Genomic DNA, 26059 nt, shown 5'->3' with positions numbered 1-26059 from the left:
GAAAATGGATAAAGCAGATATCTCCTGGTTGCTCGTCTCTACCCTTCTCGTATTGATGATGGCCGTACCCGGTCTGGCGATGTTCTACGGCGGCCTGGTACGCAGCAAGAACGTGCTGTCGGTGCTGCTGCAAGTGATGTGCACGTTCGTGCTGGGCCTGGTCCTCTGGTTCATCTACGGTTATTCCCTCGCCTTCACCGAAGGCAACGCGTTCTTCGGCGGCCTCTCGCGCGCCTTCTTCTCGGGCATGTTCAATCCGGCGGATGGCAAGTACGCCATGTCGAACTCGCTGACCGAACTGCTGTTCGCCTCGTTCCAGGCCACCTTCGCCGGCATCACCTGCGCGCTGATCGTCGGCAGCTTCGCCGAGCGCGCCCGCTTCTCGGCGGTGCTGGTGTTCACGGTGATCTGGTTCACCTTCGCCTATATTCCCATCGCGCACATGGTCTGGTTCGCGTCCGAAACGGCCCCGGGCCTGCTCAACGCCAAGGGCGCGCTGGACTTCGCCGGCGGCACCGTGGTGCACATCAATGCTGGCGTGGCCGGTCTGGTGGGCGCCTACGTGGTCGGCAAGCGTGTCGGCTACGGCCGCGAAGCCATGCAGCCGCACAACCTGCCGATGACCTTCGTCGGCGCCGCCCTGCTGTGGGTGGGCTGGTTCGGCTTCAATGCCGGCTCCGCCCTGGCCGCCAACGAAAACGCCACCCTGGCCTTCTTCAACACCATGATCGCCACCGCTGGCGCCGTGCTGGCCTGGCTGTTCACGGAATGGGCCATCAAGGGCAAGCCTTCGATGCTGGGCGCCGCCTCCGGCGCGGTCGCCGGCTTGGTGGGCATCACCCCGGCGGCCGGCCTGGTCGGCCCGGTAGGCGCGCTGATCATCGGCGTGGTCGCCGGCGTGGTCTGCGTGTGGGGCGTCAATGGCCTGAAGCGCCTGCTGCGCGCCGATGACGCGCTGGACGTGTTCGGCGTGCACGGCGTGGGCGGCATTGTCGGCGCCCTGCTGACCGGCGTCTTCAATGCCCAGGTCCTGGGCGGCCCCGGCCTGGCGGAACCCGGCATGATCCTGGGCCAACTGTGGGTGCAGCTTGAAGGCGTGCTGCTGACCATCGTCTGGTCCGGCGTGGTCGCCTGGATCGCCTACAAGATCGCCAACGCCCTGTGCGGCCTGCGCGTGCCGGAAGACCAGGAACGCGAAGGGCTGGACGTCACCAGCCACGGCGAATCGGCCTACCACAGCTGATCGTCACCCCCGCCCACTGCCGGGCGGGGCCATGGGAAGCCCCCTCTTTGCAGGGGGCTTTTTTTCGTCCGGGCAATGCCGGTTCGAGAGCCGGGCCAGACGCAAGCGGCCTGCCCCCCCCCCCAAGGCGCTCCTCCCCCCGCGCCCGCCGGCGCAAAAAAAACCCGGCGCATGCGCCGGGCTTTCCGTTCGTTGGGGCAATGCCCCGGCGTCAGCGGCCCTCAGGCCAGATCGAGCGTATCCAGATCCACCGGCAAGGCCCGGTTCAAGGCGCTGGCCACCTTCACGCGCAGCGCATTGGTGTGCGCCCGGCGCACTTCCCGTTTCACGTCCAGCAGTTGCTGTGGATGCATGGAAAACTCGGTCAGGCCGAGCCCCAGCAGCAACCGCGTCATGCGCGAATCGCCAGCCATTTCGCCGCATACCGCAACCGGCTTGCCGGCTCGCTCGCCGGCATTGATGGTGTGGGCCACCAGCCGCAGCACCGCCGGATGCAGCGGATCGTAGAGCGACGCCACGTCGTGATCGCCGCGGTCGATGGCCAGCGTGTACTGGATCAGGTCGTTGGTGCCGATCGACAGGAAATCCAGCGCCTGCGCGAAGGGTTCGATGGCGATGGCGATGGCCGGCACCTCGACCATGGCGCCCACTTCCATGTGCGCCGCGTAGGCCTGGCCGCGCGCATCCAGCTCGCGCCGGGCCGACTCGATGGCGGCCCGCGTCGCCACCACCTCGTGCATGTGGGCGATCATCGGGATCAACAACCGCACCGGCCCGTGGGCCGAGGCCCTCAGGATGGCGCGCAGCTGCGTCGCGAACATCTCCGGACGCGCCAGGCAGTAACGGATGGCGCGCTGCCCCAGCGCCGGATTGGTGGCCACCGTGGCTTCGCCGTCCAGCGTCTTGTCCGAGCCGATGTCGAGCGTGCGGATGGTAACGGGACGGCCCGCCATCACTTTCACGACGGACGAATAGGCCTCGTACTGCTCTTCCTCGCCCGGCAGATCCGGACGTCCCATGAACAGGAATTCGCTGCGGAACAGGCCGATGCCGTGCGCTCCGGCGGCCAAGGCCAGCGCGGCTTCTTCAGGCAGCTCGATGTTGGCGTGCAACACGATGTCGATGCCATCGAGAGTGACCGACGGCTCATCGCGCAGCAAGCTGAGTTCGGCGCGCTCGTCGGCGTAGGCGGCCTGGCGGCGGCGGTATTCCTGCAGGATGCGTTCCGACGGATTGACCACCACGGCGCCGGCGGCGCCGTCGATGATCAGCATGTCGCCATCGCGCACCAGCTCACGCACGTTGCCCATGGCCACCACGGCCGGCACGCCCATGCTGCGCGCCACGATGGCGGTGTGCGAGGTCGGCCCGCCCAGGTCGGTGACGAAAGCGGCGAAGCGCCCGCCGCGCAGGCGCAGCATGTCGGCCGGCGAGATGTCGTGCGCCACCACCACCAGCGCCTCGTCGCCGCCCATGTGCGACATGTCCGGCAGGATGGCCGAGGTGCCCGACAGCACGTGCAGCACCCGCTCGATCACCTGGCGCACATCGGCGCCGCGCTCGCGCAGGTACTCGTCTTCCATGGCGTCGAACTGCTGGCCCAGAATCTGGCCCTGCGTGGTCAGCGCCCATTCGGCGTTGTAGTGGCGCTCGGCGATCAGCGCCAGCGTCTGCTCGGCCAGCAGCGGGTCGCCAAGCAGCAGGCTGTGCACGTTCAACATGGCGCCCAGCTCGCGCGGCGCGTCGGCCGGCAGGGTGTCGGCCAGCAGCCGCAGTTCCTGCTGCGCCGAGGCCAGCGCCTCGGTCAGGCGGCTGCTCTCGGCCGGCACGTCCTCGGGCGCGATACGGTAGTGCGCGACTTCCAGCGCCGCCGCGCCCATGACCACCGCGCGGCCGATGGCGTAGCCGCGGGCCACGCCCTTACCGTACAAACAAATAACGGGGCTGGCAGAGCCAGCCCCGTCATGCGTCTGAGCCGCGGCATCAGCCGCGGACATGCCGGCCCGGACGACGTCCGGGCCGGCGGATTCGGAAGCGCTGCTATTCCTGTTCACCGAATTTGCTGTCGAACAGAGTTTCAATTTCAGAGAGCGCCTGCTCGGCATCGCTGCCTGACGCCTCCAGCTTGACCGTTACGCCCAGCCCGGCGGCCAGCATCATGACGCCCATGATGCTTTTGGCATTCACGCGTTGCGCGCCCCGCGAAATGAAGATCTCGCTGGAGAACTTGCTGGCCAGTTGCGTCAACTTGGCGGCCGCCCGCGCATGCAAACCCAGTTTATTGCTGATGACAATGTCTGTATTAGGCATAGGAATTATGGTGACCGCGGCATCACACCGCAGTTGGTGATTGCAGCAAATTGTCCAAGCGCTCGTCGGCTTGAAATATTAGCCGAAATAATAGGACAAGTTCCTGCCCGTCAGTCTACCCGCAATACCCCTTGCACCCCGCCCGCCAGCGCTTTCTCGCGCGTCTCGGCCAGCGAGAGACCGCGGTAGGTCAGCGCGCGCAGCAACATGGGGGTATTCAGGCCGGCCAGCACACAACACTGGATGCCCTGCGCCTGGGCGTCAGCCACGGCCCGCTTCGAGATATTGGCAGGGGTGGCGCCGATCAGGTCGGTCAGCACCAGTACCCCGCCGCCATGGTCCTGCTCGAGGATGTCCTTGAGCACCGCGGGCGCCAGGTCGTCGGGCCGATCCTCGGGCTGGATGTCGTGAATCGCCAGCATGCCGTCGAGGTTGCCCATGACGTGGCTGGCGCATTCGCGCATGGCCGCGCCCAGGGGCGCGTGCACGACGATGACAATACCCGTGGTCATGACTGGATCCAGGAAAATCAGGCCGCAGCCGGTGCCGAGGCGCCGGCCGCCACCGCTTTTTCGAGCGCCTGGACGAACATGCCGGCGACGTCGAAACCGGTCTGCTCGGCGATTTCCACGAAACAGGTGGGGCTGGTGACATTGACCTCGGTGACGTAGTCGCCGATGACGTCCAGGCCGACCAGCAGCAGGCCGCGCGCGGCCAGCTTGGGCGCGACGGCCTCGGCGATCTCGCGGTCGCGCGGCGACAGCGGCTGCGCCACGCCCCGGCCGCCGGCGGCCAGGTTGCCGCGGGTTTCGCCGGCCAGCGGAATGCGCGCCAGCGAATACGGCACCGGCTCGCCGCCGATCAGCAGGATGCGCTTGTCGCCCTTGACGATCTCGGGAATGTAACGCTGCGCCATGATGGTGCGCGCGCCGTTGTCGGTGAGCGTTTCCAGGATGGCGTTGAGGTTCGGGTCCTTGGGCTGCAGGCGGAACACGCCGGTGCCGCCCATGCCGTCCAGCGGCTTGGCGATGACGTCGTGGTGCGTGTCGTGGAAGACTTTCAGGCGCGCCATGTTGCGCGTCACCAGCGTCGGCGCGGTGAACTCGCTGATCTCGGTGATGGCCAGCTTTTCGGGATGGTTGCGGATCGCCGCGCCACTGTTGAACACCTTGGCGCCCTGCGCCTGGGCGTATTCGAGCAGGTGGGTGGAATACACGTATTCCATGTCGAAAGGCGGGTCTTTGCGCATCACCACCGCGCCGAAATCGGCCAGCGGCAGGTCCTGCTGTGCCGATTCGCGCCACCAGTCATGGCCGTGCAGGTCGGCGTCTGCCACCAGCTCGATCGGCGTGGTGACGGCCTTGACCGTGCCGGTCTCGATGTACAGGTCGCCCTGCATGGCCACGCTGAGCGTATGGCCGCGCGCCACCAGGGCACGCATCATGGCGACAGAACTGTCCTTGTACGCCTTCAAGAGCGGCAAGGGATCCAAAACGAACAAAACATGCATCGCGACACCCCGAACGTACACCGCCTTCCCTTTCGGGAAGGCGGCTATCTATGACATCGTAGCGCAGAGCCGCCCAATAAGCGAACCCGCCGAACATGGGCTGGACGGCGGGTCGCGGGGCAGGAGCGGCCAGGCCTTCCCGGACGGGAAGGCCGGCAGGAGCCTTATGCCGCCGATTCCGGCTTGCCCGCGGGGGCAGCCTTCTTCTTGGGCGCAAGCACCATGACCATCTGACGGCCTTCGAGCTTCGGCATGGCTTCGACCTGGGCCAATTCCAGCAGATCGTCGCGCACACGCTCAAGTACCCGCATGCCCAGTTCCTGGTGAGCCATTTCACGGCCACGGAACCGCAGCGTCACCTTGGCCTTGTCGCCTTCCTCGAGGAAGCGGCGCAGGTTGCGCAGCTTGACCTGGTAGTCGCCCTCGTCGGTGGCCGGACGGAATTTGACTTCCTTGACCTGGATGACCTTTTGCTTCGAACGAGCTTCGGCCTGACGCTTCTGCTCTTGGTACTTGAACTTACCGTAGTCCATCAAACGGCAGACCGGCGGCTCGGCGTTCGGCGCGATTTCCACCAGATCCACGTCGTTTTGCTCGGAAAGACGGAACGCGTCGGCAATCTTGACGATGCCCAGCTGTTCTCCGTCCAGACCTATCAGGCGCACCTCGGGGACGCGGATTTCACCGTTGATGCGATTGGCTTTTTCAGTGGCGATGTTGAAAGCTCCTAGAAATGTTAAGCAGCGCTGCCATCGGGTTGATTGACGTCGCGGCGGGTGGATACGTCTTCGGACAGGCGGGCGACGAAGTCGTCGAACGCGATGGCGCCGAGGTCCAGACCGCCCAATCCGCGTACGGCGACGGTACCGTTTTGCTTCTCCTTGTCGCCGACGACGAGGATGTACGGCACCTTCTGCAGGCTGTGCTCCCGAATTTTACGAGTGATTTTTTCACCGCGCAAATCGGACTCTACTCTAAAGCCTTGTTTTTTCAGGCTTTGCGTGATTTCAGCCGCATAATCGGCCGAAGGTTCGGAAATGCAGCACACCACGGCCTGCACCGGCGCCAGCCAGGGCGGCATCGCGCCGGCGTGGTTTTCGATCAGCATGCCGATGAAACGCTCGAGCGAACCCAGGATGGCGCGGTGCAGCATCACGGGCGGACGGCGCTGGTCGTTCTGGTCCACGTACTCGGCGCCCAGGCGCACGGGCATGGAGAAGTCGACCTGGATCGTGCCGCACTGCCAGTGGCGGCCGATGGCGTCCTTCAGCGTGTATTCGACCTTCGGGCCATAGAACGCGCCCTCTCCCGGGGAGATCTCGAATTCGCAGCCGGTGCGGCGCAGGCTTTCCATCAGGGCCTGTTCGGCCGTGTCCCAGACCTCGTCCGAGCCGATGCGCTTTTCCGGACGCGTGGCGACCTTGTAGAGCACTTCGGTGAAGCCGAAGTCGCGGTAGACCTTCTGCAGCAGGGCCGTGAAGTCGGCGCATTCGTCCTGCAACTGTTCTTCGGTACAGAAGATGTGGCCGTCGTCCTGCGTGAAACCGCGCACGCGCATCATGCCGTGCAGCGAGCCGGACGGTTCGTTGCGGTGGCACTGGCCGAATTCACCGTAGCGCAACGGCAGTTCGCGGTACGAGTGCAGGCCGGCGTTGAAGATCTGCACGTGGCCCGGGCAGTTCATGGGCTTGAGGCCATAGACGCGGTTCTCGGACTCCGTCGTGAACATGTTTTCACGGTAGTTGTCCCAGTGGCCCGTCTTCTTCCAGAGCGAGATGTCGAGGATCTGCGGCGCCTTCACTTCCTGGTAGCCGTTGTCGCGATAGACGGAGCGCATGTACTGCTCCACCTGCTGCCACAGGGCCCAGCCCTTGGGATGCCAGAAAATCAGACCCGGCGCTTCGTCCTGGAAGTGGAACAGGTCGAGTTCGCGGCCGATCTTGCGGTGGTCGCGGCGCTCGGCCTCTTCCAGCATGTGCAGGTAGGCTTCCTGTTCTTCCTTGGTGGCCCAGGCCGTGCCGTAGATGCGCTGGAGCATCTCGTTCTTGCTGTCGCCGCGCCAATAGGCGCCGGCCACTTTCATCAGCTTGAAGACCTTCAGCTTGCCCGTGGACGGCACGTGCGGGCCGCGGCACAGGTCGATGAAATCGCCTTCGCGGTACAGACTGAGCGGCTCGTTCGAAGGGATCGAGGCGATGATCTCGGCCTTGTACTTCTCGCCAATGCCCTTGAAGAACTCGACGGCGTCGTCGCGCGACCAGACTTCGCGCGTCACCACTTCGTCTTTCTTGGCCAGTTCGGCCATCTTCTTCTCGATGGCCGTCAGGTCTTCGGGCGTGAAGGGGCGCTTGTACGAGAAGTCGTAGTAGAAGCCGTTGTCGATCACGGGGCCGATGGTGACCTGCGCGTCCGGGAACAGCTCCTTGACGGCGTAGGCCAGCAAGTGGGCCGTGGAATGGCGGATCATGTCCAGGCCGTCGGCGTCCTTGGCGGTCACGATGGCCAGGCGGGCGTCGCCCTCGATGCGGTAGCTGGTGTCGACCAGCGTGGAGTCGGCGCCGTCAAAGGTCACGCGGCCGCCCAAGGCGGCTTTGGCCAATCCCGCGCCGATCGATTGCGCCACTTCGGCGACCGTGACCGGCCCCGGGTATTGGCGCTGCGAACCATCGGGCAATGTGATCTGTACCATCGGGAGTGCTTCCTGGGGTTCTTGGGAAAAATACGAAATTCAGAAACGACAAACGCGGCTGGTAGCCGCGTTCATTTGGTTGTCTTGCTGAGTCTTACCGCTGACCTGACACGGTGAAACCCGACGCACGAAAAACTAACGCGACATAGGGCGAAAGTTCCGGGTCGTAGTTCGTGCCAGCGGGAAAGACATGGTGCCTGGGCCTTCAGGGGGGTAAGTGCCGCGCCGCCAACCCATGGCTGGCAGTGCTTATCGTTGCCGATTGTAGCACCCTTTGCGCCCATTTCGTGACATTTACGCGACAGGAACGGCGCTTGGCCCCGGCGTTCATGCCAGGTTGCGGCTGTCGGCGATCGCGGCCAGGGCGTGGGTCACGCCCTCCTCCCAATGCGGCGCGCGGATGCCGAAGGTGCGCGCCAGCAGCCGGCAATCGAGCCGCGAATTGGCGGGGCGGCGCGCCGTGGTGGGATATTGGTCGGACGGCACCGCCCGGATGTCACCCGGCGTCAGCGTCACCGCCAGGCCGGCGCGGCGCGCCTGCTGCGCGATGAAACAAGCGTACTCGTGCCAACTGGCATTGCCGGTGGCCGCCAGGTGGTACAGGCCGAAGGGGAAGTGCGAGTCGGCCGGCAGCGCCAGGTAGCGCGCCAGCACCAGCGCGGTGGCATCGGCAATATAGGCGGCGCCGGTCGGCGCGCCGCGCTGGTCACTCACCACCCGCAACGCCTCCGGCTGGCGCAACGCCATCAGCATGGTCTTCAGGAAGCTGTTGCCGAACACCCCGTAGACCCACGAGGTACGGAACACCAGATGCGCCGGGTTCAGGGCGCGCACCGCCTGCTCGCCGGCCAGCTTGCTGCGGCCATAGGCGTTCAGCGGCGCCGGCGCATCCTGCTCGTCGTAGGCGCCGGCCTTGGCGCCGTCGAACACGTAGTCAGACGAGTAGTGGACGATGAGCGCGCCGCGGTCGGCCGCCAGCGCCGCCAGTTCGCCCGCGGCTTCCGCATTGACGCGCATGGCGCGCACCGTGTCCTCTTCGGCGCGCTCGACGGCGGTATAGGCTGCCGCGTTCACGATGATGTCCGGCTTTTCGCGCCGCACCAGCCGCGCGATCTGCAGCGGATAAGTCAGGTCGCACTCGCCGCGTCCGACCGCGACCACGGCGCCCAGCGGCGCAAGGCTGCGCCGCAACTCGAAGCCCAATTGGCCATCCCTGCCTATCACCAGAATCTTCTTGGACATGTGCTGTCCGCCGCCTTGCCTGTCTCGTGCCTCGGGCCGGCGACATGCCGTCCCGGGACATGCAATTGATTTTATCCCTGCCATGCAACGTGCGACGTGGCCGGGACTAACGTCGCATCACGGTATCACAAATGTAGTTTTGTCTTATTCGTGTTTAGTTTTCGCCAGGGCTGAGCCGTAAGACCATAAGCTTCACACTCGAATTTCGGACTGGTTACGCGAGTGTGCAGTCCCAGCTGCCTTCGGGCGCACACCCTCTTTACCGACGTTTTCCCGTCCATTCTGTGGAGTCCTGATGAATACTGCCTCAGCGCCGGATGCCGCTTCTACCGAACCGCGCTCCCACGATGCAGGTGACCGCCCCAATTCCCGCAAGCACCTGCTGCTGTCGCGGCCGCCTCCCGTCATCCGGGTGGCGATCCTCGACGACCACCCCGTCGTGGCGCTCGGCCTGGGCGCCTACCTCGACGCCCGCCCCGGCTTCCGCGTCATCCACCAGGAGACCTCGGCCAGCCGGTTGCTCGACAAGCTCGCCAGCATGCCCTGCGACGTCGCCCTGATCGACTTCTATCTGCCCCAGGAACCCTGGGACGGCGTCAACTACCTGCGCCGCTTGCGGCGCTACCACCCGAACCTGGCCATCATCACCTTTTCGGCCGGCAACCGCCAGGAAACCCAGTACGCGGCCTACCGCGCCGGCGCCAACGGCTACCTGGCCAAGCAATGGGGCATGCTGCTGCTGCCCGAGATGATCCACGGCGTCCTCAGCAAGAAGGATCCCTTCCTGTCGGTGCAGGACGGCAAGATCCGCCCGCTGTCGCCGCGCCCGCCCCATGCGTTGCTGACCACCTCCGAAGTCGAGGTCCTGCGCCACATCAGCCAGGGACTGTCGGTCACCCAGATCGCCACGCGCCTGAAACGCAGCAAAAAGACCGTCAGCACCCACAAGCGTCGCGCCATGCGCAAGCTGCAGTTGTCCGACGACCTGGCGCTTGCCCTGTTCCTGCGCGAGAAATTCGCCGAGTAGCCCACACGCGCGCACCGGCTGCCCGCGGGGCGGCCGGCGCCCGTCAGATGATGCGCGAGTAGCTGGCGCCGGTGCTGACCGTGCGCAAATAGCCATCGAACGTCATGGCAACGGCCCTGACGAAATACCAACCCAAGCCGGTGACCCGCAGCTCGCCCGCGCGCAGGTTGACCAGACCCAGCTCGGCCAGGTTGGCCGCCTGCGACAACTCCGGCCCGAAATAATCACCAAACCGCAAGCCATGGCGCGCCTCGACGCGGGCGAAGTCCACCTTGCCCTGGCACATGATGTCCATGATGACGTCACGCCGCGCCAGATCGTCGGCGCTGAGCGCCAGTCCGCGCTCGACCGCGAAACGGCCGGACTCGATGGCGGCGTAGTAGGCGTCCAGGTCCTTGGCGTTCTGGCTGTAGGTATCGCCGATGCGACCGATGGCCGACACCCCCAGCGCGACCAGGTCGCGGTCGGGCTGGGTGCTGTAGCCCTGGAAATTGCGATGCAGTTCCCCGCGCTGCTTGGCGATGGCCAGGGCGTCGGTGTTCAGCGCGAAATGATCCATGCCAATGTAGGTGTAGCCCTGCTTCAGAAAGCCTTCGATGGCGGCGCTGAGCAGGCCGACCCGGGTGGCGCGGTCCGGCAGGTCCGCCACATCGATGCGACGTTGCGGCTTGAAGCGTTCCGGCAGGTGGGCGTAGGCATAGAGCGCGATGCGGTCGGGCCGCAGTGCGCTGACCTGGGCGATGGTGCGCGCGAACGATTCCGTGGTCTGCAGAGGCAAGCCGTAGATCAGGTCGACGTTGACCGAGGCGTAGCCGAGCGCCCGGGCGCTTTGCATCAGGTCGCGGACCTCTTCGAAGGACTGTACGCGATGGACCGCCACCTGTACCCGCGCGTCGAAATCCTGCACACCGAAACTGAGACGATTGAAGCCCAGCTTGCGCAGCTTTTCGAGGCGCTGCGGCGTGGCGGTACGCGGATCCACTTCGATGGAAATCTCGGCGTCGGGTTCGAAACGGAAGGCGTCGCGCAGATCCGCCATGAGGCGGTCGAGCTCCTCGTCGGACAGGAAGGTCGGGGTGCCGCCACCGAAATGCAGTTGCGATACCGGCACGCCCTGCCCCAGTTCGGCCACGTGCAGCGCGATTTCGCGCGCCAGCGCATCGAGGTAGCGGGCGGCGCGGTCGTGATGGCGGGTCACGACCTTATTACAGGCGCAGTAATAGCAGACCGAATCGCAGAACGGGATATGTACGTAGAGCGACAGAGGCTCCGTGGTACAGGAAGCGCGCCGCTGGCGCAGGGCCTGCCGATATTGCTCGGCGTCGAAATCGCCGCTATAGCGGTCGGCCGTGGGATAGGAGGTGTAGCGGGGTCCGTTCTTGTCCAGGCGAGCCAGCAGCTGCGGCGGAAAGAAAGGTTCGGCGGCGGCCGGGGGTTCGGCGGGGGCTGGGCGTAGGGCGGCTTGCATACCTCGAATTATTCGCCCGCGCCGCCCTACCCGCCTTGATCTTGCGCAAACGCGGCATCCCGCAGCAACGAAGGCGCAACCCGCGAGAACCTCGCGCGCGCACGAGGCGCTTGCTTCTAGCCTGGCTCCTCCCGCCACCGCGCAGCAAAGCCGGCCAGGGCGAATGCGGCGGCGGGCGATACGGGGATGGGCGCCCCCCGCGGCGGGCGGTCCTGCCGCGCGACGTCGCGCTCCAGCCAGGAGCGGGGGACGCCGGCGCCCGTAAAATGGCGGGATTCCTCCATTACAAGGACATTCCCCGTGGACACCGAACTCGACGGCCGCCTGCTCGCGCTGCGCCAGGCGCTGGCGATCGCCATCGCCCTTTCCACCCGCGGCAGCCCGCAGGCCACCGACATGGCGCTGGAATTGCTGGGCGACCTGAAGGCCAATCTGGACGATGCCCCCGCGGACAGCCCCTTCGATAAACCCGAATGGGTGAGCGGCGCGCACGACGAACTGGACGGCATCGCTCGCCTGGTGCGCGCCTTTACCCAGACGCCGGAACCGGATAGCGGGGCCTGAGGGCTGGCCAGGCCCACGCCCAACGCGCGGCATCACTCCGCGGCGACACCGGCGCGCGCCGCGGCAGGGCGCGACACGCGCCAATACAGCAAAGGGAAATCCGGCCCGACGGCCTGAAAGCCGTGCGGCGGGGTTTTGGCCCTGCGCAATTCCAGGGCACCGCGCTCGGCCACCAGGCCGGCGCCGACCCAGGGGCTGAAGCGAGCCTGGCCGTCGATCAGCACCACGGGTCTTTCCGGCAGCCATAACGCCAGCGCGCCTGACTCTTCCCACGGGCCTGACACGACCCGGACCGGCCCGCCCAGCGCCGCGACGGCGGGCCCATGCAGCACCGAGGCCAGCCCTTTCGCGTCGAAATAGCGCCAATCGGTCGCGCGCCGCCACAGGCCGGCGCCATTCGGCGCGGTGAGTTCCACCCGCAACATCAGCAGCGACTGGATGACGAGAAACACCGCCAGGGCGCGGCGCGGCGCAAACGGCGCGCGCCAGGGCCCGCGCGCCAGCTCCATCGCCGCCGGCACGATGAACAGCAGGAATGGCGTGCCCCAATGCAACTGGATGTGCGAGCCCGAGATCAGCGCCATGGCGCTGACGAACAGCAGCGGCACCAGTCCGAAGGACAACAGCAGCGCGCGCGCCGCATCGTCCCGGACCGGCGCGGCGGCCGCGGAGACGGCAGGCGCCCGCCGCTGGCGGCGGGTGAACAGCCAGAGCGACGCCAGGAAGGCCCAGGCGGGCAAAGCGCGGTTCAGCAGTTGATCGCCCCACCAGCGCGCCACTTCGTAGCCCCGCGCGCCCCACGGCAGGCCAGCGGCCAGCGACGACGACATCGCATAGCGCAGCGGCTCGAAATCGTGGTTGACCAGCCAGACCATGTGCGGCGCGAACACCGCCAGCGCGGTCAGCCCCGCCACCTGCAAACCGAACAGGTGCATGGGATCGCGCCAGGCCTTGCGGCCGCACCAGAACACCAGCACCGCCAGGCCCGCGACGGCGATCTGGTACTTGGCCAGCGCCCCCAGCCCCAGGCAAACGCCCAGCACGATCCACCAGCCGATCTTGCGGCTGGCATAGGCTTTCCAGCAGGCCGCCGCGCACCCTGCCACCAGCGGGATCAGGACGATCTCGTGGTTATAGAAATACAGGCGGCCGTTGTAGAACGTGATGCACAGGCCGGCCAGCGCGGCGGTCGCGGCATAGGCCTCGCCACGCATGCCGCGCAGCATGTTCCACATCAGCGCAAACGCCCCCAGGGTGCAGAGCGCCCCGAGGAGGTAGGTAACCCAGGCGCTCCAGCCCAGCACCTGCACGACGGGCCAGAGCAGCCAGGTCGGCAGCGGCGGATGTTTGTAGTAGCCCCATTCCAGGCTGCGCACCCAGATCAGCTGTTCGATGTTGTCGGTGGGCGGCGCCAGCACGGCCCGATCCGACAACCACAGCCACGCCAGGGCAAACAGCGCCATGCCGATGCCGACTCGCCAGGGCTTCGGCGCCCACGCCATGTTGCCACTCCCTTGCACGCCACTCTCCCAATGTCGGCGTACGCAATGCCCCGCCCTGTCGGCCTCGACGCGAGGCGCAGCGATTATCGGGGTCGGGTGACGTCACAACGGCGCGGGATTTGTTCGCCATTTGTTCGAAAACTGTAAAGCGCGGGCGCGAGAGGGCATACGCCAACTGGCCTGACCACCAGATAGGAAGACGGGAAATCCCTCTGATCGTTTTCCCTCTATCGTGCGTTTTTTACTTTTATTTCAAGGGCAACCTACCTATATTGGTGGCCTGACCACCAGACCAAAATTTCGCAGTGCCACGATGAACACCTTCCAAGCCGTTGCCGTCACCCGCCTCTATCGCATGATTGCCGACCAGATTGCCGGACGCATCCGCGCGGGCGATTTCCCGCGCGGCGGGCGGCTGCCGTCCGAACGGGAGCTGGCCGAGCAACTGCAGGTCAGCCGGGCCTCGATCCGGGAAGCCCTGATCGCCCTGGAAATCGAAGGCTATGTGGAAGTGCGCGTGGGCACCGGCGTATTCGTGACCGCAACCCGCGAGGCGGCCCCCGCCCCGGCGGCCGCCCAGGACGACATCGGCCCCTTCGACCTGCTCGAAGCGCGCATGCTGATCGAACCCGAGTGCGCCGCGCTGGCCGCGCAGCAAGGCACGCCGGCGCAGATCGCCGCGATCCGCGCGGCCCACGACGCCATGTCGCTGACCGAATCGCCGGGCTGGCACGACCGTGAATTTCACAGCGCCATCGCAGCCGCTTGCGGCAACGCGGCGCTGGCGGCTTCCGTGGCCCATCTATGGAACCTGAGCCTGGCGAGCCCGGTGTTCAGCCGCATGCAGGACTACTTCGTCAACACCAAGGTGTGGGCGGTCGCCCACGCCGAGCACCAGCGCATCCTGACCGCCATCCTGGCGCGGGATCCGATCCGCGCGCGCCATGCCATGCACGCGCACCTGATCGGCATTCTCGCCCGCCTGCGGGAAGATTTCGGCGATGACGATGGAAGCATCCGGCCCGATATCTAGGCCCCGCTTCGCCACCGCGCCGGCGGCAACGCCTGCCTCTTGCCACGAACCCCAAGCCCGCGCCCGGCGCGGGGCGCCCATTCCGGGAGTGTTTGCATGACGGTTGTCCCCCCCCTGCCGCGCAATGGCGGCCAGATCCTGATGCAGCAACTGCGCATCCACGGCACGCGCCGGATCTTCATGATCCCCGGCGAGAGTTACCTGCCCTGCATCGACGCGCTCAATGAGCACCGCGGCGCCATCGAGCCGGTGGTGTGCCGCCAGGAAAGCGGCGCCGCCTACATGGCCGAGGCCCATGGCAAGCTGACCGGCGAGCCCGGCGTGTGCTTCGTCACCCGCGGCCCGGGCGCCACCAATGCCAGCATCGGCGTGCACACCGCGTTCCAGGATTCGACGCCGATGATCCTGTTCGTCGGCCAGGTCGGCAACGACTTCTACGAACGCGAGGCCTTCCAGGAAATCGACTACCGGCGCATGTTCGGCCAGATGGCCAAATGGGTGGCGCAGATCGATCGCACCGACCGCATTCCGGAATTCGTGGCGCGCGCCTACGCCACCGCCACCAGCGGCCGCCCCGGCCCGGTGGTGCTGGCCCTGCCGGAAGACACGCTGTGGGGCACGGCGACGGTGGCCGACATGCCGCGCTACCCGCGCGTCGTCGCCAGCCCCGGCCAGCCCGACCTGGAACGCATGCGCCAGTTGCTCGACCAGGCCGAACGGCCGGTCATGGTACTGGGCGGCAGCGGTTGGAATCCGGACGCGATCCAGCAGATCGCCGCCTTCGCCGAACGCTTCGAATTGCCGGTGGCGACCGCCTGGCGCCGGCTCGAGTGCTTCGACCAGCGCCATCCCAATGCCGCCGGCCAGATGGGCTGGGGCATGACCGAGGCGTTGCGCGCCCGCATCAGGACGGCCGACCTGATCCTCGCGGTCGGCACGCGCCTGGGCGAAGCCACCACCGAGGGCTATCAACTCGTCGAGAGCCCCTTGCCGCGCCAGGCGCTGATCCATGTCTATCCGGACCCGCAGGAGCTGGGCCGCGTCTACGCGCCGACGCAGGCGATCGTCGCCAGCGTCGCCGGCTTCGCGCAGGCGCTGGCCACGCTGCAACCGGCCCACGCCACGCCGCGCGGCGCCGCGGTGCGCGCGGCCCACGCCGAATACCTGGATTCGCTCGAACCGTTGCCGTCACCCGGCCCGCTGGGCCTGGACGCCGTGGCCGCGCTGGTCAACCAACGCCTGGCGCCGGACGCCTGCATCACGGTGGGCGCGGGTAACTACGCGCTGTATCCGCACCGCTATCGCCAGTTCACCGGCCCGGGCACCAGCCTGGCGCCGACCGTGGGGTCAATGGGCTACGGGCTGCCGGCGGCCGTGTCCGCCAAGCTGGAGCACCCGGACAAGACCGTGGTCTGCTACGCCGGCGACGGGTGCTTCCAGATGAACCTGCAGGAACTGGGCGTGGCCCAGCAGTACCGGCTGGGCATCGTGGTGCTGGTGTTCAACAACGGCATGTGGGGCACGATCCGCGCGCATCAGGAGCGCGAATTCCCGGGCCGTCCGATCGCGCTGGATTTCGACAATCCCGATTTCACCCAGATCGTGCGCGGCTATGGCGGCTACGGCGAGGCGGTCGAACGCACCGAGGACTTCGCCGCGGCATTCGACCGCGCGCTGGCCTACGCCGAGCGCGAACGCCGGCCCGCGCTGCTGGAAATCCGCTACGACGCCGACGGCATCGCCCCCGGCCAGACGCTCACCGCCATCCGCGAGGCCGCGCTGGCGCGCCAGGCCGCCGCCTCCACCCACTAACACCGAACGAGGATCACCATGACTTCATCCCTGTCCGTCAACGGCAACCGGCTCTGGCAATCCCTGATGGATCTGGCCGAGATCGGCGCCACGCCCAAGGGCGGCAACTGCCGCCTCGCCCTGACCGCGCTCGACGGCCAGGGCCGCGATCTGGTCACCGGCTGGATGCGCGATGCCGGCCTGACGATCCGCGTGGACCAGGTGGGCAATATCTTCGCGCGCCGCGCCGGCCGCAACAACGCGCTGCCCCCGGTGATGACCGGCAGCCACATCGACACGCAGCCCACCGGCGGCAAGTTCGACGGCTGCTTCGGCGTGCTGGCCGGGCTGGAAGTGATGCGCACGCTGAACGATGCCGGCGTGCAGACAGAGGCGCCGCTGGAGCTGGCCATCTGGACCAACGAGGAAGGTTCGCGCTTCGTGCCGGTGATGATGGGCTCGGGCGTGTTCGCCGGCAAGTTCTCGCTGGAGACGGCGCTGAGCGCGCGCGACGCCAAGGGCCTGGCGGTGCGTGACGAACTGCGGGCCATCGGCTACGCCGGCACGGAGCCGGTCGGCGGCCGTCCGGTGGATGCCTATTTCGAGGCCCACATTGAACAAGGCCCGATCCTCGAACACGAAGAGAAAGTGATCGGCGCGGTGACCGGCTCGCTCGGCCTGCGCTGGTACGACGTCACCGTGACCGGCATGGAAATGCACGCGGGCCCCACGCCCATGGGCATCCGCCGCGACGCGCTGTTCGCCGCCAGCTATCTGCTGCAGGCCGTGGTCAACATCGCCAACGCGCACCAGCCGCACGGGCGCGGCACGGTGGGCGAGATCCATGCCCACCCCGGCTCGCGCAACGTGATCCCGGGCCAGGTGCGCTTCACCACCGACCTGCGCCATGAGGACGAGGCCACGCTCACGCGCATGGACCAGCTGTGGCGCGACGCCTGCCGCGAGATCGCCGAGAAACACGGCGTGCAGGTGGACGTGAAGGACGTGCAGTACTTCCGCCCCACCCCGTTCGATCCCGATCTGGTGGAGAAGGTGCGCCAGGGCGCCGCGCGTCGCGGCCTGCCGGCCATGGACATCGTCACCGGCGCGGGCCACGACGCCGTCTACATGGCGGCGGTGGCGCCCACCGCCATGATCTTCGTGCCGTGCAAGGACGGCATCAGCCACAACGAAATCGAAGACGCGCAGCCCGCGCACCTGGAAGCCGGCTGCAACGTGCTGCTGGACGCCATGGTGGCCCGCGCCAACGCCGCGCGCTGAACCGAGGACCTCGTCATGACCCTGCATACCCTCGACTACTGGCAAGCCCGCGCCGACGCGCTGACGCTGCGCGGCCAGGCCTACATCGATGGCGCCTACGCCGACGCCGCCGACGGCGCCACCTTCGCGGCCACCAGCCCGATCGACGGCCGCAAGCTGGCCGACGTGGCCGCCTGCGGCCAGGCCGACGTCGACCGCGCCGTGGCGGCCGCCCGCCGCGCCTTCGAAGCCGGCGTCTGGTCCGGCCTGGCGCCGCGCGAGCGCAAGACGCGCCTGGTGCGGCTGGCGCAGCTCATCACCGAGCACAGCGAGGAGCTGGCACTGATCGAGACCCTGGACATGGGCAAGCCGATCCGTGACGCGCTGGCCTTCGACCTGCCCGAGACCGCGCATTGCTACGCCTGGTATGGCGAGGCCATCGACAAGCGCTACGACGAGATCGCGCCGACGGGCGGCAATGCCCTGGCCACGGTCACGCGCGAACCGCTCGGCGTGGTGGCCGCCGTGGTGCCGTGGAACTATCCGCTGCTGATGGCGGCCTGGAAGGTCGCGCCGGCACTGGCCGCCGGCAACAGCGTGATCCTCAAGCCGGCCGAGCAGTCGTCGTTGAGCGCATTGCGGCTGGCGGCGCTGGCCGAGCAGGCCGGCATTCCCGCCGGCGTGTTCAACGTGGTGCCCGGCACCGGTCCGGTCGCCGGCAGCGCGCTGGGCCTGCATCCGGACGTGGACTGCGTGGCATTCACCGGTTCCACCGCCACCGGCAAGCGCTTCATGAGCTATTCGGGCGAATCGAATCTGAAGCGCGTGTGGCTCGAATGCGGCGGCAAGTCGCCCCATATCGTCTTCGAGGACTGCCCCGACCTGGACCGCGCCGCGCTGATCGCCGCGCTGGCGATCTTCTCGAACCAGGGCGAAGTGTGTATCGCCGGCTCGCGCCTGTACGTGCACGACGCCATCTACGACACCTTCATGGAGAAGGTGGCCAGGCATGCCGCCGAGATGCGGCCGGGCAATCCGCTGGATCCGGCCACGGCGCTGGGCGCCATGGTTGACGAACGCCAGACGCGCTCGGTCATGGCGCGCATCGCGGCCGGCCAGGCCGAGGGCGCGACGCTGCGCATCGGCGGACGCCAGTTGCACACGGACAGCGGCGGCTTCTACATCGAGCCCACCATCTTCGATTGCGCCGACGCCTCCAGCGCGTTGATCCGCGAGGAGATCTTCGGCCCGGTGCTGGCGGCGCAGCGCTTCCACACGGAAGACGAAGCCATCGCATTGGCCAACGATTCCTCGTACGGCCTGGGCGCCGGCCTGTGGACCGCCAACCTGGGCCGCGCGCATCGCCTGTCGCGCCGCCTGCGCGCTGGCCTGGTGTGGGTCAATTGCTATGCCGATGGCGACATCACGGTCCCGTTCGGCGGCGTCAAGCAATCGGGCTTCGGCCGCGACAAATCGCTGCACGCGCTGGACAAGTACAGCGACCTGAAAACCACCTGGATCGACATCACCCAATAGCGCGGCCGCCGTGCACCTCGTCTATCGCCGCATTGGTGCGCGGCGCCGTCTCTGCACCCATACGCAGCATTGTTGTAGCAGCTCCACCCCGCAGTTCCCCGAGAAACAGGTGGCACGAGGTTTGCTTGTCATAGCCGGCACATGCCGCGTGACGCGCGGCCACCTGATAACCCTCTTCCAGCCCGGAGGCTCGCAGTGAAATCGAAGACTTGGTTCTCCCTCAGCATCGGCGCCCTGATCCTGGCGGCCGCCTTGCCCGCCACGCAGGCGCTGGCCCAGACCAAGGGCGGCACGCTCAACATGATCGTCCAGCCCGAGCCGCCCGTGATCGTCACGGCCATCAACCAGCAGGGTCCCACCCAGTTCGTCGCCGGCAAGATCTATGAAAGCCTGCTGACCTACACCACCGACCTCAAGCCGCAACCGGGCCTGGCCAAGTCGTGGGAGTCCTCAAGCGACGGCCTGACCTACACCTTCCACCTGCAGGACAACGTCAAGTGGCACGACGGCAAGCCGTTCACCGCCGACGACGTGGTCTTCACGCTGTCGGACATGCTGCCCAAGACCCATGCGCGGGCCCGCGTGATCCTGAACAAGTTCGTCGATTCGGTGCAGGCCACCGACCCGAAGACGGTGGTCATCAAGCTGAAGTCGCCGTTCCCGGCCTTCATGCTGATGTTCGAACCCGGCTTCGCGCCGATGATGCCCAAGCACATCTATGCCGGCACCGACTACATGACCAACCCGGCCAACCAGAAACCGATCGGCACGGGCCCGTTCATGTTCAAGGAATGGAAGCGCGGCGAATACATCAAGCTGGCGCGCAACCCCGATTACTGGAAACCCGGCAAGCCCTACCTGGATGAGCTGGTGTTCAACGTGATCCCCGACGCGGCCTCGCGCGCGGTGGCGTTCGAGCGCGGCAGCGTCGACGTACTGCGCGGCGGCGATGTCGACAACGTCGACATCAAGCGCCTGCGCGCCCTGCCCAAGGTCGAATACACCACCGCCGGCTGGGAGATGTTCTCGCCCCAGGCCTACCTGATCTTCAACATGCGCAAGCCGCCCTTCGACAACCTGAAGGTGCGCCAGGCGGTGATGGCCGCGATCAACCGCAACATGGTGGTCAACAACATCTTCTTCGGCCTGGGCAAGGTCTCGACCAGCCCGTTCGTGACCACCGAGATGTTCTATGACAAGAACATGCCGCCGATGCCCTTCGACATGAAGAAGGCGCGCGCGCTGATCAAGGAATCGGGCATCAAGCCCGGCGACTACACCATCCGCCAGCTGAGCTTCCCGTACGGTTCGACCTGGGACCGCCTGGGCGAATACACCAAGCAGGCCCTGGAGCAGTTGGGCTTCAAGGTCAACCTGGAATCGACCGACGCCGGCGGCTGGGCCAGCCGCACCGGCAACTGGGACTTCGACCTGACCACCAACTTCACCTACCAGTACGGCGACCCGGCGCTGGGCGTGCAGCGCCTGTACATCTCGTCGAACATCGTCAAGGGATCGCCGTTCGCCAACGTGCAGGGCTACAGCAACCCCGAGACCGACAAGCAGTGGGAAGCCGCCGCGTCCGAGGTCGACCCGGCCAAGCGCCAGGCGCTCTACACGCAGCTGCAGACCACACTGGTCAATGACGTCGCCAACGGCTTCCTGGTGGACATGGAGTTCCCCACGCTGTATCGCGCCAACGTCAAGAACCTGGTCAAGACGGCTATCGGCCTGAACGAGTCGTTCGACGACGTCTACATCGAGAAGTAAGCGCCGCAAGCCGCAAGCGCAGCCAACCCCGGCTCGCTTGCGGCGCCCGGCCGCGCGACGGACGTCCGCGCCCGTCCACGGAGGACCCAGAGCATGAAATTCCTGTCTTTCCTGGTTTCGCGCATCGGCAAGGCCCTGGTGGTCGTGCTGGGCGTGGTCATCATCAATTTCTTCCTGATCCGCCTGGCGCCCGGCGACCCTGCCGCCGTGCTGGCCGGCCAGGCCGGCGCGGGCGATGCCGCCTACGTCGAGCAACTGCGCGTCGCATTCGGGCTGGACAAGCCGGTGCTGACGCAGTTGTTCCTGTATCTGAAGGGCGTGGTCCAGCTCGACCTGGGCTTTTCCTACCGCAACCACGTGCCGGTACTGGACCTGATCGTCGAACGCCTGCCCGCCACCTTTCTGCTGATGTCGTGCGCCTTCGTCTTCTCGATCGTGCTGGGCGTGCTGCTAGGCGTGATCGCGGCCAAGGCGCGCTACCGCAACAAGCGCCGCTGGATCGACAGCTCGGTCATGACCGGCGCCCTGCTGCTGTATGCCACGCCGCTGTTCTGGCTGTCGCTGATGGGCATCCTGCTGTTCTCGGTGGTGCTGGGCTGGCTGCCGGCCTTCGGCATGGAAACCGTGGGCGCCGGCCTGACCGGCTGGGCCCGCGCCGCCGACATCGCGCAGCACCTGATCCTGCCGACGGTGACGCTGGGCTGCTTCTTCATGGCGGTGTACGTGCGCCTGACGCGCGCCTCGATGCTGGAGGTGATCGGCATGGACTTCGTCAAGACGGCGCGCGCCAAGGGCGTCAGCCCCGGCCGCGTGATCCGCGCCCACGTGCTGCGCAACGCGCTCTTGCCGGTGATCACCTTCGCCGGCATCCAGCTCGGCCAGATGGCCGGCGGCGCGGTGCTGACCGAGACCGTGTTCGCCTGGCCCGGCATCGGCCGGCTGATGTTCGACGCGCTGCTGCAACGCGACTACCAGCTGCTGCTGGGCATTTTCCTGGTGACCTCGATCATGGTGGTGGTGTTCAACCTGTTGACCGACGTGCTGTACCGCCTGATCGATCCGCGCATCAGCGCGGGCGCGCAACAAGGAGCCGCGGCATGAAGCAATTCGCCCGACGCTATATGCGCAACTACGGCGCGGTGGCCGGACTGGCCATCGTGCTGGCCGTGGTCATCGTGGCCCTGGCCGCGCCGCTGCTGTACGAGGATTCGCCCTGGATGATGGTGGCCGATCCGCTGATTCCGCCCTTCACCGACGCCGCCTACCCGTTCGGCACCGACATGCTGGGCCGCGACATCACCGCCGGCCTGGTGTGGGGCGCGCGGGTCTCGCTGATGGTGGGCCTGTTGTCGACCGCCGTGGCCTTGGTGTTCGGCATCGTCGTGGGCGCCATCGCCGGCTACTGCGGCGGCCGCGTCGATGACGCGCTGATGCGCTTTACCGAGTTCTTCCAGACCATCCCGCAACTGGCGATGGCGGTGGTGCTGGTGGCGATTCTCGGGCCCTCGATGTATTCCATCATGGGCGCGATCGCGGTGGTGTCCTGGCCGCCGGCGGCGCGGCTGGTACGGTCCGAGTTCATGACGCTCAAGCAGCGCGAATTCGTGCAGGCCGCCATTGTCATCGGCCAGACCCCGGCGCGCATCGTCGGCACGCAGATCCTGCCGAACGCCATGTCGCCCATCATCGTCTCGGCCTCGTTCATGGTGGCCACCGCCATCCTGACCGAATCGTCGCTGTCCTTCCTGGGACTGGGCGACCGCAACGAGATGAGCTGGGGCTTCATGATCGGCGCGGCCCGCACCATGATCCGCGAAGCCTGGTGGATGAGCGTGTGGCCGGGCGTGGCCATCCTGCTGACCGTGCTGGCCATCAACCTGATCGGCGAAGGCCTGAACGACGCCCTCAACCCGCAACTGCGCAAGCGCGGCGAATAGGAGACCGGCATGAACGCTTCCCCGCCCCTGCTGTCCATCCAGCACCTCAGCATCGCCCTGCCCCGCGGCGGCGACCGTCCGTTCGCGGTGCAGGACGTGTCATACGACATCCACGCCGGCGAGATCCTTTGCATCGTCGGCGAATCCGGCTCGGGCAAGTCCATGAGCGCCAACGCCATCATGGGCCTGCTGCCCGACTACCTGACGCCGCAACAGGGCCGCATTCTGTTCCGTGGCACCGACCTGCTGCGCCAGGACGAGGCCACGCTGCAGGGCATGCGCGGCAAGGACATGGCCATGATCTTCCAGGAACCGCTGTCGGCGCTGAACCCGCTGATGACGGTGGGCGAACAGATCAATGAGGTCATGCGGGTCCACAACGTCTATCCCGGCCCGGAACGCATGCGGCGCACGCTGGAACTGCTGGCCTTCGTCGGCCTGCCCGATCCGGCCACGCTCTACCACGTATATCCGTTCCGCCTGTCGGGCGGCCAGCGCCAGCGCGTCATGATCGCCATGGCGCTGGCGCTGGAACCGGCACTGCTGATCGCCGACGAGCCGACCACGGCGCTGGACGTCACCACCCAGGCCCAGATCCTGGCGCTGATTGCCCGCATCCAGAAGGAAAAGGGCATGGGCGTGATGTTCGTCACTCATGATTTCGGCGTGGTCGCCGAGATCGCGCACCGGGTGGCGGTGATGGAAAAAGGCGTGCTGGTCGAACAGGGCCCGGCCGAGGAGGTGCTGAACCGCCCACGCCATCCCTACACCCAGCGCCTGATCGCGGCGGTGCCGCACCGCCGCGGCGAGGAACGCGCCACCGCCACGCCGGAACAACCGGTGCTGGAAGTGAAGGATTTGAGAAAGACCTACGTCGTCGGCCATGGCTGGCTGGGCGGCAAGCGCGAGGTGCATGCGGTCGACGGCGTCAGCTTCAACGTGCGGCGCGGCGAGACGCTGGGCATCGTCGGCGAGTCCGGCTCGGGCAAGTCGACCATCGGCAAGTGCCTGCTCAAGCTGGTCGGCATCAACGGCGGCCAGTTGATCTTCAATGGTCAGGACATCGCCGCCATGCCGGAGTCGCGCTTCCGGCCGCTGCGCAAGGACATCCAGATGATCTTCCAGGATCCGTTCGCCTCGCTCAACCCGCGCCATACCGTGGGCCGCATCATCAGCGACGGCCCGGTCGCCAACGGCGTGCCGCGCGCCCAGGCCGAGGCCCGCGTGCGCGAGCTGCTGTCGCTGGTGGGTCTGGATCCGTCGGCGTTCGACCGCTACCCCAACCAGTTCTCCGGCGGCCAGCGCCAGCGCATCGGCATCGCCCGCGCCCTGGCGCTGGAGCCCAAGGTGCTGGTGGCCGACGAATCGGTATCGGCGCTGGACGTGTCGGTGCAGGCGCAGGTGCTGCAACTGCTACACGACCTGCAGCAGCGCCTGAAGATCGCGCTGGTGTTCATCACCCACGACCTGCGCGTGGCCGCGCAGATCTGCAATTCGGTGCTGGTCATGCACCGGGGCAAGGTGGTGGAATACGGATCGCCCAGCCAGATTTTCGACAACCCGCAGCACGCCTATACGCAACAACTCATCGCCGCCGTGCCCGGCCAGCACTGGGATCCGACCCAGGCGCAGGCCGCGGCGTGAAGCGCATGACCCGCCGCGACGCCCGCGGCACCCCAACCAGGAGACTCGCATGCAACGCCCGCCCGCCGTGCCCACCGTCCAGATCGACAACGAGCAGGTCACCGTCACCGAATGGCGTTTTCCGCCCGGCGGAGAAACCGGCTGGCACCGCCACGGCATGAACTACGTGGTGGTGCCGCAGACCACCGGCCCGCTGCTGCTGGACACGCCCAACGGCCAGGTCACCAGCCAGCTCACCACTGGCGTGTCCTACTACCGGCCGGTGGGCGTGGAGCACAATGTCATCAACCCGGGCGACACCGAGTTCGTCTTCGTCGAGATCGAGATCAAGCAGCCGGGACAGGCCCCGGACGCCGGCTGTTCGCACTGACCGGCAGCCCTGGGCGGACGGCCACGCATCGACCGTCGCGCCCTGAGCCACGCATCCACCCGCCGGTCGGCGGGCCCGTTCCCGCCGACACGCAAAGGACCACCATGAAGGCGTTTTTCTCGGAAGAACAACTGCTACACACCCCCCAGCAGTTTATGCGGCTGGGACGCATCAGCGCCCCCACCGACCTGCCCTCTCGCGCCCACAGCCTGCAAGGCGCGCTGGCCGCCCGCGGCATCGCGATCGAGGCGCCACCCGACTACGGCCGCCAGCCGCTGGAAGCCGTCCACAGCACGGACTACCTGGACTACCTGGAAACCGCGTTCGCCCGCTGGCAGGCGCTCAAGGCCCCGGGCGTCGACCCCGGCCCGGAAGTGCTGCCGAACCTGTCGCCCTACTACAGCGGCCGCGTCGAAACGGCCGGGCGCGGTCCCTGCCCGTCGCCGTCGATCGTGGCGCAGACCGGCTATTACCTGAGCGACCTGTCCTGCCCCATCGGCGCGCATACCTGGCGTTCGGCGCTGCGCTCGGCCCACAGCGCGGTGGCCGCGGCCGAGCACGTGGCAGTCTTCGGCGGATCGGCCTATGCGCTGTGCCGCCCGTCGGGCCACCACGCCCACCGCGACCGCGCTGGCGGCTTCTGCTACCTGAACAGCAGCGCGGCCGCCGCCGCGCGGCTGTTGCAGACCTGGTCCAAGGTGGCGGTGCTGGACGTGGATGCGCACCATGGCGACGGCACCCAGAACATCTTCTACCAGCGCGCCGACGTGATGACGGTATCGCTGCACGCCGACCCTGCCGGCTACTACCCGTTCTACACCGGCTACGCGCACGAGCGCGGCCACGGCGCCAGCGAGGGCTGCAATCTCAACCTGCCGCTGCCGCACGGCGCCGGCAACGACCCGTTCCTGCGGGCGCTGGACACGGCGCTGGCGGCGCTGGCCGGCTACGGGCCGCAGGCCCTGGTACTGGCGCTGGGGTTCGACACTTACAAGGACGATCCCATCAGCGTCCTGAAACTGGACATCGACGCCTACCGCGACATCGGCGCGCGCGTGGCCAGCCTGGGCCTGCCCACGGTGGTGGTGCAGGAAGGCGGCTACATGGTGCAGGCCATCGGCCCGGCGCTGGACGAGTTCCTGCAAGGCCTGGCCCGCGCCTGA

Annotated in this window: 22 protein-coding genes; 13 read left to right on the top strand and 9 right to left on the bottom strand. The window is 67.1% G+C overall.

The window, feature by feature from the left end; all coding sequences use genetic code 11:
* The first annotated feature begins 4 nt into the window (after positions 1 to 4).
* Positions 5 to 1243 carry an ammonium transporter gene (gene amt, locus ABFG95_RS24640; RefSeq protein WP_049075040.1) on the top strand — a complete coding sequence of 413 codons (1239 nt, stop codon included), beginning with the start codon at positions 5 to 7 and terminating at the stop codon, positions 1241 to 1243.
* Positions 1244 to 1464: 221 nt separating this feature from the next.
* Here amt and ptsP read toward each other — a convergent pair whose 3' ends face one another.
* From ptsP to rfbD, 7 genes are all read right to left on the bottom strand, one after another.
* Positions 1465 to 3240, bottom strand: a complete 1776-nt coding sequence (ptsP, locus tag ABFG95_RS24635) for a phosphoenolpyruvate--protein phosphotransferase (protein WP_263899394.1) — start codon at positions 3238 to 3240, stop codon at positions 1465 to 1467.
* A 43-nt stretch (positions 3241 to 3283) separates the two neighbouring features.
* Positions 3284 to 3553, bottom strand: a complete 270-nt coding sequence (locus tag ABFG95_RS24630; protein ID WP_006387993.1) for an HPr family phosphocarrier protein — start codon at positions 3551 to 3553, stop codon at positions 3284 to 3286.
* A gap of 110 nt (positions 3554 to 3663) precedes the next feature.
* Entirely contained in the window at positions 3664 to 4065 is a 402-nt protein-coding gene (locus ABFG95_RS24625; protein ID WP_049075042.1) for a PTS mannose transporter subunit IIA, read from the bottom strand.
* Positions 4066 to 4082: 17 nt separating this feature from the next.
* A complete protein-coding gene (gshB, locus tag ABFG95_RS24620) occupies positions 4083 to 5063 on the bottom strand; it encodes a glutathione synthase (RefSeq protein WP_348994996.1) in 981 nt (326 codons plus the stop codon).
* Between the two features lie 164 nt (positions 5064 to 5227).
* The gene (gene infC, locus ABFG95_RS24615; RefSeq protein ID WP_076410237.1) at positions 5228 to 5779 is read right to left on the bottom strand and encodes a translation initiation factor IF-3; all 552 of its coding nucleotides are present in this window, start codon (positions 5777 to 5779) and stop codon (positions 5228 to 5230) included.
* Positions 5780 to 5799: 20 nt separating this feature from the next.
* Positions 5800 to 7752 (bottom strand): threonine--tRNA ligase, encoded by a 1953-nt coding sequence (thrS, locus tag ABFG95_RS24610; RefSeq protein ID WP_175146904.1) that lies wholly within the window; start codon positions 7750 to 7752, stop codon positions 5800 to 5802.
* Positions 7753 to 8079: 327 nt separating this feature from the next.
* A complete protein-coding gene (gene rfbD, locus ABFG95_RS24605) occupies positions 8080 to 8994 on the bottom strand; it encodes a dTDP-4-dehydrorhamnose reductase (protein WP_312485664.1) in 915 nt (304 codons plus the stop codon).
* Between the two features lie 295 nt (positions 8995 to 9289).
* Between rfbD and ABFG95_RS24600 the strand changes: the two genes are divergently transcribed.
* The gene (locus tag ABFG95_RS24600; protein WP_054417975.1) at positions 9290 to 10021 is read left to right on the top strand and encodes a response regulator transcription factor; all 732 of its coding nucleotides are present in this window, start codon (positions 9290 to 9292) and stop codon (positions 10019 to 10021) included.
* Between the two features lie 43 nt (positions 10022 to 10064).
* Here the strand turns inward: ABFG95_RS24600 and hemN are convergent, their stop codons facing one another.
* Positions 10065 to 11489 carry an oxygen-independent coproporphyrinogen III oxidase gene (gene hemN, locus ABFG95_RS24595; RefSeq protein WP_238909675.1) on the bottom strand — a complete coding sequence of 475 codons (1425 nt, stop codon included), beginning with the start codon at positions 11487 to 11489 and terminating at the stop codon, positions 10065 to 10067.
* Positions 11490 to 11789: 300 nt separating this feature from the next.
* Here hemN and ABFG95_RS24590 point away from each other — a divergent pair, with 300 nt between their 5' ends.
* A complete protein-coding gene (locus ABFG95_RS24590; RefSeq protein WP_054417973.1) occupies positions 11790 to 12053 on the top strand; it encodes a hypothetical protein in 264 nt (87 codons plus the stop codon).
* Positions 12054 to 12085: 32 nt separating this feature from the next.
* On the opposite strand, the gene ABFG95_RS24585 is transcribed toward ABFG95_RS24590, so the two are convergent.
* Positions 12086 to 13555 (bottom strand): glycosyltransferase family 39 protein, encoded by a 1470-nt coding sequence (locus tag ABFG95_RS24585; RefSeq protein ID WP_348994995.1) that lies wholly within the window; start codon positions 13553 to 13555, stop codon positions 12086 to 12088.
* A gap of 313 nt (positions 13556 to 13868) precedes the next feature.
* On the opposite strand from ABFG95_RS24585, the gene ABFG95_RS24580 reads away from it, so the two are divergent.
* The 10 genes from ABFG95_RS24580 (at position 13869) to ABFG95_RS24535 (ending at position 26059) form a co-directional block, all read left to right on the top strand.
* Positions 13869 to 14588, top strand: coding sequence for a FadR/GntR family transcriptional regulator (locus tag ABFG95_RS24580; protein WP_049075053.1), 720 nt, complete (start codon positions 13869 to 13871; stop codon positions 14586 to 14588).
* A 96-nt stretch (positions 14589 to 14684) separates the two neighbouring features.
* On the top strand, positions 14685 to 16400 hold the full coding sequence (locus ABFG95_RS24575; RefSeq protein WP_348994994.1) for a thiamine pyrophosphate-binding protein: 1716 nt from the start codon (positions 14685 to 14687) through the stop codon (positions 16398 to 16400).
* 12 nt (positions 16401 to 16412) lie between these two features.
* Positions 16413 to 17660: a Zn-dependent hydrolase gene (locus ABFG95_RS24570; protein WP_348996059.1), complete on the top strand. Its 1248-nt coding sequence runs from the start codon at positions 16413 to 16415 to the stop codon at positions 17658 to 17660.
* Positions 17661 to 17675: 15 nt separating this feature from the next.
* Entirely contained in the window at positions 17676 to 19175 is a 1500-nt protein-coding gene (locus tag ABFG95_RS24565; RefSeq protein ID WP_054417965.1) for an aldehyde dehydrogenase, read from the top strand.
* Positions 19176 to 19370: 195 nt separating this feature from the next.
* On the top strand, positions 19371 to 20945 hold the full coding sequence (locus ABFG95_RS24560) for an ABC transporter substrate-binding protein (protein WP_348994993.1): 1575 nt from the start codon (positions 19371 to 19373) through the stop codon (positions 20943 to 20945).
* 93 nt (positions 20946 to 21038) lie between these two features.
* Entirely contained in the window at positions 21039 to 22046 is a 1008-nt protein-coding gene (locus ABFG95_RS24555; protein ID WP_175146909.1) for an ABC transporter permease, read from the top strand.
* Positions 22043 to 22882, top strand: a complete 840-nt coding sequence (locus ABFG95_RS24550; RefSeq protein ID WP_006387977.1) for an ABC transporter permease — start codon at positions 22043 to 22045, stop codon at positions 22880 to 22882. The genes ABFG95_RS24555 and ABFG95_RS24550 overlap by 4 nt, the downstream gene beginning before the upstream one ends.
* Positions 22883 to 22891: 9 nt before the next feature.
* Positions 22892 to 24526, top strand: coding sequence for an ABC transporter ATP-binding protein (locus ABFG95_RS24545; protein WP_348994992.1), 1635 nt, complete (start codon positions 22892 to 22894; stop codon positions 24524 to 24526).
* Between the two features lie 49 nt (positions 24527 to 24575).
* On the top strand, positions 24576 to 24896 hold the full coding sequence (locus ABFG95_RS24540; RefSeq protein ID WP_054417958.1) for a cupin domain-containing protein: 321 nt from the start codon (positions 24576 to 24578) through the stop codon (positions 24894 to 24896).
* Between the two features lie 104 nt (positions 24897 to 25000).
* Positions 25001 to 26059 (top strand): histone deacetylase family protein, encoded by a 1059-nt coding sequence (locus ABFG95_RS24535; RefSeq protein ID WP_348994991.1) that lies wholly within the window; start codon positions 25001 to 25003, stop codon positions 26057 to 26059.

It is taken from the genome of Achromobacter sp. HNDS-1, from assembly GCF_040084795.1.
Lineage (GTDB): Bacteria > Pseudomonadota > Gammaproteobacteria > Burkholderiales > Burkholderiaceae_B > Achromobacter > Achromobacter ruhlandii.
This window is presented reverse-complemented; position numbering and strand designations above follow the sequence as displayed.

Coding starts and splice junctions, on each gene's coding strand:
- amt (WP_049075040.1), top strand. CDS start 5: ATGGATAAAGCAGATATCTCCTGGTTGCTCGTCTCTACCCTTCTCGTA.
- ptsP (WP_263899394.1), bottom strand. CDS start 3,240: ATGTCCGCGGCTGATGCCGCGGCTCAGACGCATGACGGGGCTGGCTCT.
- ABFG95_RS24630 (WP_006387993.1), bottom strand. CDS start 3,553: ATGCCTAATACAGACATTGTCATCAGCAATAAACTGGGTTTGCATGCG.
- ABFG95_RS24625 (WP_049075042.1), bottom strand. CDS start 4,065: ATGACCACGGGTATTGTCATCGTCGTGCACGCGCCCCTGGGCGCGGCC.
- gshB (WP_348994996.1), bottom strand. CDS start 5,063: ATGCATGTTTTGTTCGTTTTGGATCCCTTGCCGCTCTTGAAGGCGTAC.
- thrS (WP_175146904.1), bottom strand. CDS start 7,752: ATGGTACAGATCACATTGCCCGATGGTTCGCAGCGCCAATACCCGGGG.
- rfbD (WP_312485664.1), bottom strand. CDS start 8,994: ATGTCCAAGAAGATTCTGGTGATAGGCAGGGATGGCCAATTGGGCTTC.
- ABFG95_RS24600 (WP_054417975.1), top strand. CDS start 9,290: ATGAATACTGCCTCAGCGCCGGATGCCGCTTCTACCGAACCGCGCTCC.
- hemN (WP_238909675.1), bottom strand. CDS start 11,489: ATGCAAGCCGCCCTACGCCCAGCCCCCGCCGAACCCCCGGCCGCCGCC.
- ABFG95_RS24585 (WP_348994995.1), bottom strand. CDS start 13,555: ATGGCGTGGGCGCCGAAGCCCTGGCGAGTCGGCATCGGCATGGCGCTG.
- ABFG95_RS24580 (WP_049075053.1), top strand. CDS start 13,869: ATGAACACCTTCCAAGCCGTTGCCGTCACCCGCCTCTATCGCATGATT.
- ABFG95_RS24575 (WP_348994994.1), top strand. CDS start 14,685: ATGACGGTTGTCCCCCCCCTGCCGCGCAATGGCGGCCAGATCCTGATG.
- ABFG95_RS24565 (WP_054417965.1), top strand. CDS start 17,676: ATGACCCTGCATACCCTCGACTACTGGCAAGCCCGCGCCGACGCGCTG.
- ABFG95_RS24555 (WP_175146909.1), top strand. CDS start 21,039: ATGAAATTCCTGTCTTTCCTGGTTTCGCGCATCGGCAAGGCCCTGGTG.
- ABFG95_RS24550 (WP_006387977.1), top strand. CDS start 22,043: ATGAAGCAATTCGCCCGACGCTATATGCGCAACTACGGCGCGGTGGCC.
- ABFG95_RS24545 (WP_348994992.1), top strand. CDS start 22,892: ATGAACGCTTCCCCGCCCCTGCTGTCCATCCAGCACCTCAGCATCGCC.
- ABFG95_RS24540 (WP_054417958.1), top strand. CDS start 24,576: ATGCAACGCCCGCCCGCCGTGCCCACCGTCCAGATCGACAACGAGCAG.
- ABFG95_RS24535 (WP_348994991.1), top strand. CDS start 25,001: ATGAAGGCGTTTTTCTCGGAAGAACAACTGCTACACACCCCCCAGCAG.